At 49.7% G+C, this 14,510-nt stretch carries 14 protein-coding genes; 7 read left to right on the top strand and 7 right to left on the bottom strand.

Annotated features, from left to right (window positions below; genetic code table 11):
- Position 1 precedes the first annotated feature (1 nt).
- Entirely contained in the window at positions 2-280 is a 279-nt protein-coding gene (locus MHM93_RS01315) for an HU family DNA-binding protein (protein ID WP_239447642.1), read from the top strand.
- On the opposite strand, the gene trpA is transcribed toward MHM93_RS01315, so the two are convergent.
- The 6 genes from trpA to MHM93_RS01285 are packed head-to-tail and all read right to left on the bottom strand — an operon-like array spanning position 277 to position 6,804.
- Positions 277-1,083 carry a tryptophan synthase subunit alpha gene (gene trpA / locus MHM93_RS01310; protein WP_239447641.1) on the bottom strand — a complete coding sequence of 269 codons (807 nt, stop codon included), beginning with the start codon at positions 1,081-1,083 and terminating at the stop codon, positions 277-279. The two genes, MHM93_RS01315 and trpA, sit on opposite strands and share 4 nt — an antisense overlap.
- Positions 1,080-2,267 carry a tryptophan synthase subunit beta gene (gene trpB, locus MHM93_RS01305; protein ID WP_239447640.1) on the bottom strand — a complete coding sequence of 396 codons (1,188 nt, stop codon included), beginning with the start codon at positions 2,265-2,267 and terminating at the stop codon, positions 1,080-1,082. The genes trpA and trpB overlap by 4 nt, the downstream gene beginning before the upstream one ends.
- A gap of 7 nt (positions 2,268-2,274) precedes the next feature.
- Positions 2,275-3,639, bottom strand: coding sequence for a bifunctional indole-3-glycerol-phosphate synthase TrpC/phosphoribosylanthranilate isomerase TrpF (gene trpCF / locus MHM93_RS01300; protein WP_239447639.1), 1,365 nt, complete (start codon positions 3,637-3,639; stop codon positions 2,275-2,277).
- Complete coding sequence (trpD, locus tag MHM93_RS01295) at positions 3,632-4,636, bottom strand: anthranilate phosphoribosyltransferase (protein WP_239447638.1); 1,005 nt, start codon at positions 4,634-4,636, stop codon at positions 3,632-3,634. Before trpD ends, trpCF begins: the two co-directional genes overlap by 8 nt.
- Positions 4,637-4,639: 3 nt before the next feature.
- Positions 4,640-5,230 (bottom strand): aminodeoxychorismate/anthranilate synthase component II, encoded by a 591-nt coding sequence (locus MHM93_RS01290; protein ID WP_151172604.1) that lies wholly within the window; start codon positions 5,228-5,230, stop codon positions 4,640-4,642.
- Complete coding sequence (locus MHM93_RS01285) at positions 5,227-6,804, bottom strand: anthranilate synthase component 1 (protein WP_138547453.1); 1,578 nt, start codon at positions 6,802-6,804, stop codon at positions 5,227-5,229. The genes MHM93_RS01290 and MHM93_RS01285 overlap by 4 nt, the downstream gene beginning before the upstream one ends.
- Before the next feature lie 482 nt (positions 6,805-7,286).
- Here MHM93_RS01285 and MHM93_RS01280 point away from each other — a divergent pair, with 482 nt between their 5' ends.
- The 5 genes from MHM93_RS01280 to rluB are packed head-to-tail and all read left to right on the top strand — an operon-like array spanning position 7,287 to position 11,093.
- The gene (locus MHM93_RS01280) at positions 7,287-8,120 is read left to right on the top strand and encodes a PHP domain-containing protein (protein ID WP_239447637.1); all 834 of its coding nucleotides are present in this window, start codon (positions 7,287-7,289) and stop codon (positions 8,118-8,120) included.
- Between the two features lie 25 nt (positions 8,121-8,145).
- A complete protein-coding gene (locus MHM93_RS01275; RefSeq protein ID WP_022943563.1) occupies positions 8,146-8,766 on the top strand; it encodes an L-threonylcarbamoyladenylate synthase in 621 nt (206 codons plus the stop codon).
- Positions 8,766-9,584 (top strand): ScpA family protein, encoded by an 819-nt coding sequence (locus MHM93_RS01270; protein WP_130147633.1) that lies wholly within the window; start codon positions 8,766-8,768, stop codon positions 9,582-9,584. Before MHM93_RS01275 ends, MHM93_RS01270 begins: the two co-directional genes overlap by 1 nt.
- A gap of 58 nt (positions 9,585-9,642) precedes the next feature.
- On the top strand, positions 9,643-10,233 hold the full coding sequence (gene scpB / locus MHM93_RS01265; RefSeq protein WP_138587630.1) for an SMC-Scp complex subunit ScpB: 591 nt from the start codon (positions 9,643-9,645) through the stop codon (positions 10,231-10,233).
- Positions 10,230-11,093 (top strand): 23S rRNA pseudouridine(2605) synthase RluB, encoded by an 864-nt coding sequence (gene rluB, locus MHM93_RS01260; protein WP_138507858.1) that lies wholly within the window; start codon positions 10,230-10,232, stop codon positions 11,091-11,093. Before scpB ends, rluB begins: the two co-directional genes overlap by 4 nt.
- A 58-nt stretch (positions 11,094-11,151) precedes the next feature.
- On the opposite strand, the gene MHM93_RS01255 is transcribed toward rluB, so the two are convergent.
- Positions 11,152-11,901 carry a YciK family oxidoreductase gene (locus MHM93_RS01255; RefSeq protein ID WP_239447636.1) on the bottom strand — a complete coding sequence of 250 codons (750 nt, stop codon included), beginning with the start codon at positions 11,899-11,901 and terminating at the stop codon, positions 11,152-11,154.
- Between the two features lie 198 nt (positions 11,902-12,099).
- On the opposite strand from MHM93_RS01255, the gene MHM93_RS01250 reads away from it, so the two are divergent.
- The gene (locus MHM93_RS01250) at positions 12,100-14,505 is read left to right on the top strand and encodes a VolA/Pla-1 family phospholipase (RefSeq protein WP_239447635.1); all 2,406 of its coding nucleotides are present in this window, start codon (positions 12,100-12,102) and stop codon (positions 14,503-14,505) included.
- The last annotated feature ends 5 nt before the right edge of the window (positions 14,506-14,510 follow it).

Below are 14,510 nucleotides of genomic sequence, written 5' to 3'. Positions count from 1 at the left end.
CGTGAACAAAAAGCAACTAATTGACGCCATGCATGGGCGCAGTGGATTAACTAAGCAACAATCTGCGGCAGCGTTATCATCGCTCATTGATGCGATAACGCGGTCTTTACACGAAGGAGATGCGGTATTTATACCTAAGTTTGGTAACTTTTCGCTTAGCTATCACCCGGCGAAACGCGGTCGTAACCCGCAAACAGGAGAGGAAATAGAAATAGCAGGGCAAAATAAAGTGGCCTTTAAATGCGCCAAGGCATTAAAAGACCACATACAGCCAGGCTAACTCTTGGTCGCTTCTTTCATGGCGATAGTAAACACTTTCAGCTCTTCGCACATGGCCTCAGGATGGTCCAAGTTGGCGGCAATAATTTTTACCACGGCGGAGCCACTGATAGCCCCCGCAGCACCACTGCTCAGGGCTTGGCTCACATCATCCGGGGTGCTGATACCAAAGCCAAGCAACGCGGGTGCAGCATGATATTCTTTTAGCTTGGCAATCATCGAATCTGCCGGCATCTGTGCTTTGGTTTCAGTGCCCGTGACGCCTGCTCGGGAGAGCAAGTAGGTGTAACCGCGCCCGTAAGAGGCGCATTGTCGAAGGGTGTCGTCATCGGCATTGGGGGTGGCGATAAAAATCGGCTCAATGGCGGTTTCAGTGGCCGCTTGACGGAACATTTTCGACTCATGTAAGGGCACATCAGCAACCAAGATTGAGTCTACCCCAGCGTCTTTCGCTTGTTGGTAAAACTGCTGCGGTCCTCGGGCTAAAACCAAGTTAGAATACAGTAGTAAACCAATTGGAATATCTGCGTTATAGGCGCGAATTTCGCGAATGATATCAAAGCAATCATCAGTGCTAATGTTCGCCTCTAAGGCGCGAATATTCGCAGCCTGGATCACCGGGCCATCGGCAATTGGGTCGGAGTAGGGGATGCCCAACTCTAATGCGTCGGCACCGCCATCAATCAGGCTTTTAATGATGGCAATACTTTGCGCTTTACCCGGATCGCCCAAGGTCACAAACGGCACAAACGCGCCTTCGTTGTGTTCGGCGAGATTGGCAAAGGTGGTGGCATAACGACTCATGATATATCTCCTTTAGCAGCAAGCACTTGATGCACATGGGCCAAGTCTTTGTCACCTCGGCCGCTGAGGTTTACAACAATAATACACTCTTCGCTTTGTTGCTCTGCGTACTGCAGGGCATAGGCCAGTGCATGGCTCGACTCAAGTGCTGGTATAATGCCCTCATGGCGTGCCAGCGCTTTAAATGCATCGAGCGCTTCATCATCGGTGATACCCACATATTGGGCGCGGCCGCTTTCATGCAGATGCGCGTGCTGAGGCCCCACTGCGGGGTAGTCTAAGCCTGCCGATACTGAGTAAGACTCTTCAATTTGGCCTTGTTCGGTTTGCATGATGTAGGTATAGGCGCCATGTAAAATTCCTTTGCTACCACGACATAAGGTCGCGCCATGTTCACCGCTATCAAGGCCCTTACCTGCTGGTTCAACGCCGATCAGTTTGACACTCGGCTCATCAATGAAATCGGTAAACATGCCAATGGCGTTAGAGCCGCCGCCGACACAAGCGATGACCGCATCGGGTAAACGCCCTTCGGTTTCGAGAACTTGTTGCTTCGCTTCCTCACCAATCATTTTTTGGAACTCGCGTACTACCGTTGGGAAAGGGTGGGGTCCGGCAGCGGTGCCGAGCAGGTAGTGTGCCGTTTTATAATTCGCTGACCAGTCGCGCAGCGCTTCGTTCACGGCATCTTTCAAGGTACCAGAGCCGGCGGTAACGGGTATCACTTCAGCGCCCATCAAGCGCATACGAAATACATTAGGCTGCTGGCGCTCGACGTCTTTAGCGCCCATATAAATGCGGCACTTTAAACCCAACAGCGCGCAGGCTAAAGCCGTAGCCACACCGTGCTGACCAGCGCCGGTCTCGGCGATGACTTCCTCTTTGCCCATGCGTTTGGTAAGCAAGGCCTGGCCCAACACTTGGTTGGTTTTATGTGCGCCACCGTGAAGTAAATCCTCACGCTTGAGGTACAGTTTGACCTTGGGATTTTTTACCAAGTTACGCGTTAACGTTAAGGGTGTCGGACGGCCGGCATATTCATTGAGCAAAGAGCGAAACTCCTTCTCAAAAAGCGGGTCGTGTTGTGATTTATTAAACTCGGCCTCTAGCTGTTTAAGCGCCGGCACCAAAAGCTCCGGCACAAACATGCCGCCAAAATCGCCAAAATAGGCTGAATTACTCATAACCACCTCAATAATTCCGAATTGCCGCAAAGGCAGCATTAATTTTCTGTGTACATTTTTTACCGGGTGCGCTTTCTACGCCGGAATTAATATCCAACCCGGTTGCGTTGTGTGCTAAAGCGTCAGCAATATTGCCAGGGGTTAAGCCGCCTGCCAGCATGAAAGGGGACTCAGCCTGCGCCAGCAGTTGCCAGTTAAATTGCTCCCCGGTGCCACCTTTCGCTTGTTTGCTATACGTGTCATAGAGAATACGGTCGACGCCCGCGAGCGCTTTAGGCAGCTGTGTAGCCACCGCTTGTGCTTTCCAAATTTGGCACGATAACGGCAGCGCCTGGCGTAATGACTGAATATAATGCTCATCCTCCACACCATGCAGCTGCACGGCGGCCAGTTTTAATCGCGTGGCATAGTCGCTGACTTGCGCAATCGGCGCGTCAACGAAAACCCCTACGTAATGCAGCGGCGCACTATCAACAATGGCCTTAGCGCAAACAATGTCAACATAGCGGGGTGAGCCTGGGTAGAAAATTAGGCCACCATAATAGGCACCAGCTTGGTATACCGCTTGTGCATCCTGTGAGCGCGTTAGGCCACAGACTTTATGCTCGCCAAAAATTAAGGCGCGACAAGCGCTTTCAATATCTGCCTGGGCCATAATAGAACTGCCAACCAGAAACCCGTCACACAAGGGGCTTAAGCGCTGCACGTCTTGATGGCTGTAAATGCCTGACTCAGAAATCACCACTTTATCACTGGGGATCAATTGGCGAAGTCGTTCAGTGGTCGCCAAATCGGTCGATAAGTCCCGTAAGTCACGGTTATTGATACCGATGATCTCGGCGTTCAACGCCAGCGCCCGAGTTACTTCCTGCTCATTGCTCACCTCAGTTAATACATCCATATTCAGTGACTTAGCCAGTTTGCTGAGCGCTCTATAAGTGTCGTCATCAAGCACAGAGAGCATTAGTAAAATGGCATCACCGCCGTGTAAGCGAGCTAAATAAACTTGATAAGGATCGATAAAAAAGTCTTTGCAAATCAGTGGCTGGCTGACTTTCTGCCGTACTTGGGTTAAGTAATCAAAATGGCCTTGAAAGTACTTTTCGTCGGTCAGCACACTAATACAGCTGGCGTACTTTTTATAGACGGCAGTGATTTCATCCAGGTTAAAGACATCGCGAATAAGCCCTTTTGAGGGCGATGCCTTTTTGCATTCCAGAATAAAGCTCGTTGGGCTCTGTTTCAGGGCACGATAAAAATCACGGTCGCTCGCAGTGATGTCGTCAATAAAGCTCGCTAACGGTTGCGTGCGTTGACGCTGCGCTACCTCATGGCGTTTATCGGCAACAATTTTTTCTAATACATTAGCCATGACTTACCTCAATGATGGTATCAAGCGTGCGTTGTGCTTGCTGGGATTGTAAAACGTCTTGAACCTGCGCGCTGGCCTCTTTGAAATTAGCCGCTTTATCGGTCAATACTAATAACGCTGCGACATTGATCACCACCGCACTGGTGTGCGCCGGCTCTCCTTGGCCGCTTAAAATCGCCCGCGTGGCATTGGCGTTGTAGTCTGGCCCTTGACCACTGAGTTGCGCAAGTGAATAGTTTGCAAGTCCGAAGTCACTGGGGTTTAAGGTGTACTCATGCAGTTGCCCTTGGTTGAGTTCAACCACTTGGGTCTCACCGTGTAAGGCGATTTCATCGGTGCCGGCACCATGGACGACCATCGCCCGTTTGCACCCTAAGGTTTGCAGGGTCTTTGCCATAGGTAAGCATAAGGCAGGGTCGTACACCCCGAGTAATTGATAATCCGGTGCTGCCGGGTTAGCAAGCGGTCCGAGAATATTAAATAGGGTTCGTGTTTTAAGGGTGGTACGCACCGCCATCGCGTGTTTGACCCCTTGGTGGTAAAGCGGAGCGAACAAAAACGCAAAGCCGGTTTGCTCAAGCATCGCGGCGGCTTGCTCTGGACTCATATTGATATTGATCCCCAGGCTTTGTAACAAATCAGACGACCCTGAATTACTCGATACACTGCGGTTACCATGTTTGACCATATTAATTCCACAGGCGGCGGCTACAAGCGCTGCCGTGGTGCTGATATTAATAGTGTTGGCACCATCACCACCGGTGCCACAGGCATCGACCAAGTGTTGCGCTGAGGTGTTAAAGGGCAGGGCATTGGCGCGCATGGCGGCGGCGGCCCCGGCAATCTCGTCGGCGCACTCACCCTTAATTTTCAGCGCGGTAAGCATGGCCGACAGAGTGATATCATCAATATCGCCGCGCATCACGCTATCGAACAGCTGCTGTGACTCTGCAAAGGTCAAGTCCTGCTGCTGATACAGCTTATTCATTACATCCATGAGTTACCCCTGTGCTGTTAAATATTCAAGGCTTTGCTGCAATAGTTGCGCGCCATGAGGAGTTAGAATCGACTCTGGGTGAAACTGATAGCCAAGCACCTTATCTTGATGCTGACACACAGCCATCGGCATGCCCTGATAATGCGCGATAATCGCTAATTGCTCGCTTACCTTGGTTGCCACTAAGGAATGGTAACGGGCCACCACAAGGTGTTCGCCAAAACCATTAAAAGCGGGGTGAGGCGTTAAGCTAATGGTGGATGATTTACCATGCACCGTCTGCTGGGCATGGCCAATTTCACCCCCATACGCCTGCGTTAATGCTTGTTGCCCGAGACAAATCCCGAGCATTGGGAAACGTCCCCGACACAGGTCAATGAGCGCCATCAAACACCCCGCGCTGTCGGGCGCACCGGGTCCGGGGGAAAGCACGAGCACCACTGGCTGTGTTTCTGCACACATGCGCTCGAATATGACCTCCGCCGCTACGGTATTGCGATACACCACCAGTTCCTGGCGCAACTGCGCAAATTCATCCACCAAGTTATAACTGAAAGAGTCTTCGTTATCTAAGAAGTAAATCTTATAATTCATGCGTTTGTTGCTCCTTGACTGGTGGCGATAGCGCGCAGTACGGCCCCGGCTTTAGCGCGGGTTTCATCGGCTTCACTTTGCGGGTCTGAGTCGTACACCACCCCAGCGCCGGCTTGCACGTGGGCCAGGCCATCTTTGACAAAAGCACTGCGGATAACAATGCAAGAGTCCATGGCTCCATCACCCGTGAGGTAGCCAACGGCACCGCCGTAGCTGCCTCGGCGTTTCTTTTCTACTTCACGAATTAAGCGTGCAGCGCTGACCTTGGGGGCGCCAACTAAAGTGCCCATATTCATACAGGCCGAGTAAGCGTGTAGTGCATCAAGGTCTTCTTTTAACTGTCCTACCACCCGCGAAACAAGGTGCATGACATGGGAGTATCTATCGACTTTGAGTAGCTCTTTAACGTGACGCGTGCCGGCCTGGCTGATACGAGCGACGTCGTTACGCGCTAAATCGACAAGCATGATGTGCTCGGCGCGCTCTTTGCCATCATTGCGCAAATCGAGCTCGATGCGCGAATCGAGGTCTAAATTTAAACGTCCATCGGCATGCTTACCACGCGGGCGCGTGCCCGCTATCGGATACACCTCAACTTGATTGCTCTGGGCGCAGTATTTTAAGGCCGATTCAGGCGAGGCGCCGAACAGCGTAAAATCTTGGTCGCGCAAATAGAACATATAGGGGCTGGGGTTTTGTGTTTTCAGCTGGGCATAGGCCGCTAATGGCTGTTGGCAAGGCAAGGTAAAGGTTCGTGATGGCACCACCTGAAAAATATCACCGTCGATAATATGTTGCTTTAGTTGGCTAACCTGCGCCTTGAAGTCTTCGTCACTGATATCGACACTGGCTTCTACAGGCTGCGCCGTTGCCTGTGGCGCCGGTAGTACCTCCACATCATCACAGAGGGTGTTTAAGCGTTCGACTTTTTGTCCTACCTCAAAGCAATTGGCGTGCACTTGCGGGCCATTAAACACGTTCCCGATAATTTCAGTGCTCTGTGCTTGGTGATCAACCACCACTAGGGTTTCAGCAAGGTAGAAAACATAGTCTGGGCAGCTGTTATCTTTTGCCTCGACGGCGGGCAGTTGCTCAACATTCGCGACCATGTCGTAGCCCATTACGCCGCCCAAGAAAATGGCAAATGGATTGTCAGAGTTGTTGCTGATGCGATTAATGCACTGACGTAGGGTATCAAAGGCGTTGGCCGCTTTGAGCTTGGCATGCTCGTCTAAATCTCCGGCCACGGGTGGGTAGCTGATTTGCAAGGTAGTGTTATCGAGCGTGGTGGTGCCGGCATCAATGTGGCGCTGCAAATAAGGCAGCAGTTGCGCGCCGTTATTTGATAGCGCAACGACACTGACCTCGCTGCCGTTACACTCTATGCGCAATGCGCTATCAACTAATACGATACTTTTTAAATTGGCTTTGGAGTCTATTTCTGCGGACTCCAGTAACAGGCTATTATCGGTATCGAGCTTGGCGAACAGGCTCAGCGCAGAGGGGATATAGTCTCGCCGCTGGCTAATGCTGGTCACCTGACCGGGCTCGGTCGAGATGTGGCTAAAAATCATAAAAAGTCCTCATTCCCAAAATGTATTGCCATCGGTTTTATTGCTGCTAGCAATGATGATGGCCTAAAAACAAAAAACCCGCATACTTCGAAAAGCTGCGGGTTGCAATTATGCTCAGCCGTAACAAGGCCCACCCGCTATCTCGAGTGCCACCACCAAATTACTGTTACGAACTGCGTTAAAATCATGTTACTTACCTTTGTTTAGATACAAAAAAACCCGCTTGCTGCGGGTTTTGTTAATCAGGCAGTACTCACTGCGCACGACTAATTCCACCCGCGATTACGAGTGCCACCACCATGTCATATGTGTGTTGTTAGCCTGTGACTGCATGAGCTTGATAATCCTAATTAATTAATGGCTGTTAGTTAAACCTAGCTGAGCATCAGTGTCAACCATTTTATAAATAAAAAGTTATTGCCGCGCTGCGGGGTGAAAAATGATAAGCTAATGGCATTATTGATAGCTGTTAAGAGGGCTGTGTGCTTAAGTACGATTTACATTGCCACAGTAATTTTTCCGACGGGACCTTAAGTGTTGATGAGTTGGTATCAAGAGCCGCCGACAAGGGGGTTGATGTGCTCGCGCTTACCGATCACGATACCATTGCTGGTATCGCTCCAGCGCGCGCCGCGATTGCTGCACAGGCGCTCGACCTAGAATTGGTCGCCGGAGTAGAAATATCCACGCGCTGGCACAGCTTTGAAATTCATATTGTTGGCTTGCAGGTTGACACTCAGGCTCCGGAACTGACAGCGTTATTGGCTGAACAGCAGCAAAAACGCAGTGAACGAGCGATAAAAATAGGTGAACGTCTGCAAAAGGCAGGGTTTGAAAACACCTATGAACAAGCCTGTGAGCTGGCCGCTGAGGCGCAGGTAACGCGTGCCCATTTTGCCCGGGTGTTAATGGCGCAAGGCGCAGCGAAGACCTTTCAAGGCATCTTCAAAAAATACCTCAGTCGCGGCAACACCGGGTATGTACCAAGTACGTGGTGTGACATGCACACCGCCATTAAGGCCATTGCCGCAGCGGGCGGGCAAAGTGTGCTCGCGCATCCGGCTCGATACAAAATGTCGAATAAGTGGCTGCGCAAGTTAGTAAACGAATTCGCCACGCTTGGTGGCGATGCAATGGAAGTGGCCCAAACCCAACAAGCGCCCTGTGAAAGGCAGTTTTTAGGGCAGCTTGCGCGTGAGCATAGGCTGTTGTGCTCGCAAGGTTCTGATTTCCATTTTCCTTTACCTTACATAGAATTAGGAAAGAACCTATACTTACCTAAAGACTGTGAAGGCGTATGGCAGCGTTGGCAGTAGTCGTTATCACAAAGCAAGGATAAACATGAGTCAATTTTTTCACATTCACCCGCAAAACCCGCAGCCACGGCTGATCCAACAAGCGGTGGATATTGTGCGCAAAGGCGGCGTAATGGTCTATCCCACTGATTCTGGGTATGCCATAGGGTGCCAACTAGGGGAAAAGGCCGCGCAAGAGCGGATCACCCGAATTCGGGGTATCGAAAAGCACCATAATTTTACTTTGATGTGTCGCGATTTATCAGAGCTTGCGACCTATGCGCGCGTTGATAACCAGATGTTTCGGTTGATCAAGAATAATACGCCAGGCCCTTATACCTTTATTTTCAAAGGCACTAAGGAAGTACCACGACGAGTATTAAACGATAAAAAGAAAACCATTGGTATTCGGGTCACCGATCATCCTATTAGTAAGGCGTTGCTTGAAGAGCTTGGCGCACCCTTAATGTCGTGTTCATTGATTTTGCCTGGCGCTGAATTCACCGAGTCTGACCCCGATGAAATTCGTGATCGTTTAGAGAAGCACGTCGATGTGATCATCCATGGTGGTTTTTTGAGTGAACAGGCCACGACTGTGGTGGATTTGTCCGATGACGCAGTGGAGATTTTGCGTGTCGGTTGTGGTGACCCCAGTCCCTTTAAATAATGACCCAAGATACTTTGGTAGAGCAGCAAAAGCTGCCGCTGGCCTTTATTCGCGGCGAGGCCGTGGTTGAAAAGCCAGAAGATTTATATATTCCACCGGATGCCCTAGAAGTCGTACTCGAGACTTTTGAAGGGCCTTTGGACTTGCTGCTTTATCTTATCAAAAAGCACAAACTCGATGTCCTCGAGCTGTCTATTTTTAGCATCACCGAGCAATATATGCGCTATGTGGAAATGATGCGTGAGTTTCAATTGGAGCTAGCCGGTGAGTATTTGGTGATGGCGGCGCTGTTGGCGCAGATAAAATCACGTTTACTGTTACCTGTGCACGAAGAGCTCGGTGAGGAAGAGGAAGACCCTCGTGCCGAGCTGGTCAGACGGTTGCAAGAATACGAGCAGTTTAAAAAGGCGGCGGAGCAGCTCGATGAATTGCCACGTATGGAGCGCGATATTTTTACCGCTCATGCGTTAGTTGAAGAAGCGGCTATGCCTGAACCTTTATTTCCCGAGGTAGCGCTGGAAGAATTAATGTTGGCACTCAGTGATGTTATGGCCCGAGCCAAAACCTTTGAGCATCATCATATCACTCCTGAGCAGTTATCGACCCGGGCACGCATGAGCGCTATTTTAGCGCAATTACAAAACCACTCCGGTTATGTTGATTTTGCCTTGCTATTTACCCCACAAGAAGGGCGCGCCGGTGTGGTGGTGACCTTTATAGCCATATTAGAGCTCACCAAAGAAGGGCTTATTCATTGCCAACAAGCTAATAGCGAAAGTGCCATACATGTGCGTTTAAAAGAGCATGCTGCAGCGTGATTTGCATTGCCTTATGGTGTAGCTCTGCCATAATAGCGCCCGCGATGGAGGTCTGAGCATGAGCACGCGACGCATTAGTGACGAGCAGCTTATAGAGTTGCTAGAGGCGGCAATTTTCGTTGCCCCTAAACCGCTGACAAAAAAACAACTCAAAGAAACTGTACTCAGTGATATTAATGTGTCTTCTAAGCGCGTTAATGAAGCTCTAGAGGCCATCAGCGCGCATTATCAAACCCGAGGGATCCGCTTAGTGCACGTTGGCTCAGGCTATCGCTTTCAAGCGTGCAGCAGCTTAAGCCCTTGGCTCAGCAAGCTATTCCAAGAACGCGCACCGAAATATTCAAGGGCGTTAATGGAAACCCTGTCACTGATAGCCTATCGTCAACCTATAACCCGAGGCGAAATAGAGCAAGTGCGCGGTGTGAATGTTGCTAGCAATATTATGAAAACATTGCAGGAGCGCGGTTGGGTGAAGGTGATTGGCCATAAGGAAGTCCCTGGTCGCCCCGCGTTATATGCGACGACGAATGAATTTTTAGATTATTTTTCGCTATCTGGCTTAGAGCAATTACCGCCGCTCCCTGAGCAGCAGCAAAGCCAGATAGACAAGTTATTACACGATCCTTCTGTGAGAGAACCATCTGAATGAGTGAAAAGTTACAAAAAGTCCTAGCCAGAGCCGGTGTTGGCTCCCGTCGCGAGATGGAAAAGTACATCGAGGCCAACCGCGTGAGTGTTGATGGCAAAGTGGCGCGCTTAGGCGATCGCGTTGAGCCCAACCAAACCATTCGTGTTGATGGCCACATTGTCAAAGTTGAAGAGCCACAAGAGCGAGTGTGTCGGGTATTAATGTACCATAAACCTGAAGGTGAGCTGTGCACTCGTAAAGACCCTGAAGGGCGTCGTACGGTATTTGACAGACTACCGCGAATTGAAGGCGACCGCTGGATTGCCATTGGTCGTTTAGATATTAACACCTCAGGGTTGCTGTTATTTACTAACGATGGAGAGCTCGCCAATAGGGTGATGCACCCTAGCTACGAAATTGAGCGTGAATACTCGGTGCGCGTATTTGGTGATGTAAGCAAAGAAGCAGTTCGCAACCTCACCAAAGGCGTGGAGCTCGATGATGGGCCGGCACGTTTTCACAGTGTTAAGCCTATGGGCGGTGAGGGGATCAATAAATGGTTTAACGTTACATTGAGCGAGGGACGCAACCGTGAGGTACGTCGTATGTGGCAATCTCAAGGGGTGGAAGTATCGCGCCTGATCCGCGTACGTTATGGCGAGCTGGAGCTCAATAAGCGCTTACCACAAGGTGGCTGGGAGGAACTTGAACTCAGTAAAGTGAATTACCTGCGTAAGACCGTTAAGTTAAAGCCTGAAACACAAACTAAGTTATCGGTTGACCCTATCAAGCGAAAAGACAAACGCGCTAAAGTGAACCGCATTAGAAAGGCTGTTAAAAAGCACAATCAGCGCGTGCAACAACAAAAGAAACGCCGTTAATTCAGATACAAAAAACGCCGCAATCAACGCGGCGTTTTTTACATCTATGATGTGCTAATTATTTCTTTTTAATTTGCGCATCCAACGACTGACCATTAACGTCACTAGAGTCATCACTCATTAAATAAAGGTACGTGGGCATCAAGTCTTCAGGCGTTGCTAGCTTGTCTTTGTCTTCTCCCGGGTAAGCACTGGCACGCATACTCGTGCGGGTCGCGCCTGGGTTAATACAATTGATGCGAATATTGGTTTTATCGACTTCTTTCGACCATGTCTGCATCATGCCTTCGGTGGCAAATTTAGAAATAGCATAAGCTCCCCAAAATTCGCGGCCTTCGCGGCCAACGCCCGACGACGTAAACACAACCGATGCATTGTTTGATTTCTTTAACACAGGAAACAACGCTTTGGTCAGCATTGCTTGCGCAGTGACATTGACCTTCATGATGTTCTCGAAAGTGGATGTACAGAAATGTTCCATTGGGCCTAATGCACCCAAGATACCAGCATTGTTTAATAAGCCATCAAGCTTACCAAACTGCTGATCAACAGTGGCGGCCAGGTCACGGTAATTTTGCTGCGTAGCGCCTTTTAAATCTAATGGAACAATCGCTGGTTGAGGGCCACCTGCAGCGACAATTTCATCATAAACTGCTTCGAGCTTTTTAGTTGTTTTACCTAATAAAATTACTGTAGCACCGTATTTAGCATAGGTTAATGCGGCAACCCGGCCGATGCCGTCGCCAGCCCCAGTAATTAATATGACTTTTTCATCTAATGCATTTGCACTTGCTTGGTAGTTTTGCATAAGCTGCACCTAGAGCATGATCTTTTTAAGAATTTTACCATACTCAAATAACAAGTAATCGATTTAATTACAAAATTAAGTGGCGAAAGGCATAGGTTTACGTTAAGTTAAACTGGTCTAATGTGTCATTAACATTTTGCTATCTTTAATACACACATAATAAGCAGATAACAATAAAAAAGGTTTGGAGCCAACAACATGAAAAAATTGCTACTTCCTCTCGCTGTAGCGTCTGCGCTCGCTGGCTGTGGTGGCGGAGAAACGCTCGAAGACGTTAAAAATGAAACACCTACGGTTGTTCCGCAATCCACAGTGGTGTTTGACCCCGGTGCCGGGGAAATCTCCGTACCCAATGATCTGCTTTTAAGCGGCACCACCGATGGCACCTTGAATATTCCTGGTGAAGGCGATGATTACACTAACCCCCAACTGGCGCTCGGTGCGTTAGATGGGTGGTCGACGCAAATGCCGTATGCCATTGATTTCGATTTTTCCCCTGGTGTAAGCCTTGATGCAACATCGGCTGCAACACCGGGTAATGTGCGTATTTTTGAAGTTGTGATGGGCGCCGACCAAAGCTCACAAACCTGCGCTCAAGTACCGGCAGGCATTGCCTGTGAATATGTTAAAGAACTTAACTTTGGCGTTGACTTTATCACCCAAGCCAGTGGCAACTCTTTGGCCGTGGTGCCACTTAAGCCATTTACGCAAGGGCGCTCGTACATTACGGTATTGACCAACGGCCTGACCGACTCAGCCGGTAACGCCATAGCCCCGTCATCGACCTATGCAAGCGTTAGCAGTGAAGACCCACTTGTTACTGAGCAGCAACTGAGTTTGCAAGCGGTGATCAATAGTTACGAAGACGTTATTGTCGGCGGCAGTGACCTAAGCAAAGACGACATTATTTACTCAGCAGCGATGACCATGCAAAGCGCAGGTGAAGTGCTCGGCACGATTAAAAGCTTGCTTGTTGCGTCGCTCACTCAAGATAGCCTACCAAAGCCTGAGATGATGATCCCACAACAGCCTGCGCTCACAGTAGGGCAGGTTTTTGCGGCTCAAGGCATGCAAGACATTAATCCTGCATTTAACGCAGTGAGCTATGAAAAAGGCAGCATTGTTCTTCCTTACTACTTAAAAAGCCCACAAGGCAAAGAGCTCAGTGATTTAAACAACACCTACTGGCAAGCAAACTGCGACAGCGCTGTAACCGTGCTTGGTTATAAAGAGCAGGCTGGCGAAGCATTCCCTGAGCAACCAGTGAGTGAAAATGATGCGATATGTGCCACTCTCAGCGGCGGTCAATTGCGTGATTTAAGCTTGGATGACAAACGTCACCTAACGAAATACAACACCATTCCGAAAGTGCAGAGCTATCGCAATATACCTGTACAGGTTACAAAACCGGCAGATTTAATGACCTTAAACGCTATCCGCAGTCAGCTTGGGCTTGATGCCATGAGCATGCCTGCAGCTGGCTGGCCAGTTGTTATCATGCAACATGGGATTACCAGTCGCAAAGAGGATATGCTGGCGTTGACTGCGGCGCTAAGTATTCAAGGTTTTGCCACCGTTGCTATTGACCACCCGGCTCACGGTGAGCGTGGAATCGATGTCGACAATGATGGCACTGACGATTTTAATGCGACCACAGGCTCTGTGCTTGCGTATATGAATTTGAATTCATTGCTGGTCGCGCGTGATAACTTACGCCAATCAGCTGCGGATTTACTGGGTTTGCGCCTAGGCCTTAATTTTGCCAACGACCCTATGCTCAACACGATGGATGTGGGCTTCGTCGGTCACTCCTTAGGTGCGGTTGTGGCCCCGGCTTTCTTATCTATGACGAATGCGGAGCTTGACCCTCAGGTTGATCCACTGTTTAAAGTGAACACTGTGGCACTTGGCAGTGGCGGCGGCGGTATCGCCAATTTCTTACTTGCTTCAGATTCATTTGGGCCATTTATCCAAGGTTCAGTCTTAGCTGGCGCAGGAACCGATGAGTCAGCAGCGTTTGGCGCATTCCTGCAAGAAGGCGCAGTCTCTAGCTGTGCACAATTTATTGATAACCAAGAGGCGTACGTTGGCTGTGGTTATCAAGCATTTTTAGCGCAGTTAACAGCTCAAGGTGACACTGCCAGCTTGGCTAATATTCAAGGGTTGTTAACGCAGTTTACCTACGCTGCACAAACATTGCTTGATGCCGGAGACCCAACCAACTACGCAATGCGTGTAAACGCACAGCAAGCCCCAGTTTACACTAGTGTGGTTGTTGGTGATGGCATGGAAAACAAGCCGGATACGGTGATCCCGCCTATGGTTGAGAGCAACCCCATTGCCGGCACTATTCCTCTTGCAATGATGATGGGCGCTGACAATGCAGCACAAACGCAGTTAGCAGATAGCCCACAAAGCTACCTTGTACGCTTTAGTAAAGGCCACCATGGTACCCTTTTGACGCCAGCTGCGAACCCGCAAGCAGGAGCAAGTGCAGCAGATAGCGCTGCAGCGAATGCTGAAATGCAACAGCAAGTAGCGACCTATCTGAAATCCAAAGGTACGATATTGCCTATCACTAATGAAGATGTGATAGCCCAGTAAGCACA

The organism is Pseudoalteromonas sp. MM17-2 (assembly GCF_022347945.1).
GTDB lineage: Bacteria > Pseudomonadota > Gammaproteobacteria > Enterobacterales > Alteromonadaceae > Pseudoalteromonas > Pseudoalteromonas ruthenica.
Note: the sequence above shows the minus strand (reverse complement) of the source record. Positions and strands in the feature narration are given on the sequence as shown.

Coding starts and splice junctions, on each gene's coding strand:
- trpA (WP_239447641.1), bottom strand. CDS start 1,083: ATGAGTCGTTATGCCACCACCTTTGCCAATCTCGCCGAACACAACGAA.
- trpB (WP_239447640.1), bottom strand. CDS start 2,267: ATGAGTAATTCAGCCTATTTTGGCGATTTTGGCGGCATGTTTGTGCCG.
- trpCF (WP_239447639.1), bottom strand. CDS start 3,639: ATGGCTAATGTATTAGAAAAAATTGTTGCCGATAAACGCCATGAGGTA.
- trpD (WP_239447638.1), bottom strand. CDS start 4,636: ATGGATGTAATGAATAAGCTGTATCAGCAGCAGGACTTGACCTTTGCA.
- MHM93_RS01290 (WP_151172604.1), bottom strand. CDS start 5,230: ATGAATTATAAGATTTACTTCTTAGATAACGAAGACTCTTTCAGTTAT.
- MHM93_RS01285 (WP_138547453.1), bottom strand. CDS start 6,804: ATGATTTTTAGCCACATCTCGACCGAGCCCGGTCAGGTGACCAGCATT.
- MHM93_RS01275 (WP_022943563.1), top strand. CDS start 8,146: ATGAGTCAATTTTTTCACATTCACCCGCAAAACCCGCAGCCACGGCTG.
- MHM93_RS01270 (WP_130147633.1), top strand. CDS start 8,766: ATGACCCAAGATACTTTGGTAGAGCAGCAAAAGCTGCCGCTGGCCTTT.
- scpB (WP_138587630.1), top strand. CDS start 9,643: ATGAGCACGCGACGCATTAGTGACGAGCAGCTTATAGAGTTGCTAGAG.
- rluB (WP_138507858.1), top strand. CDS start 10,230: ATGAGTGAAAAGTTACAAAAAGTCCTAGCCAGAGCCGGTGTTGGCTCC.
- MHM93_RS01255 (WP_239447636.1), bottom strand. CDS start 11,901: ATGCAAAACTACCAAGCAAGTGCAAATGCATTAGATGAAAAAGTCATA.
- MHM93_RS01250 (WP_239447635.1), top strand. CDS start 12,100: ATGAAAAAATTGCTACTTCCTCTCGCTGTAGCGTCTGCGCTCGCTGGC.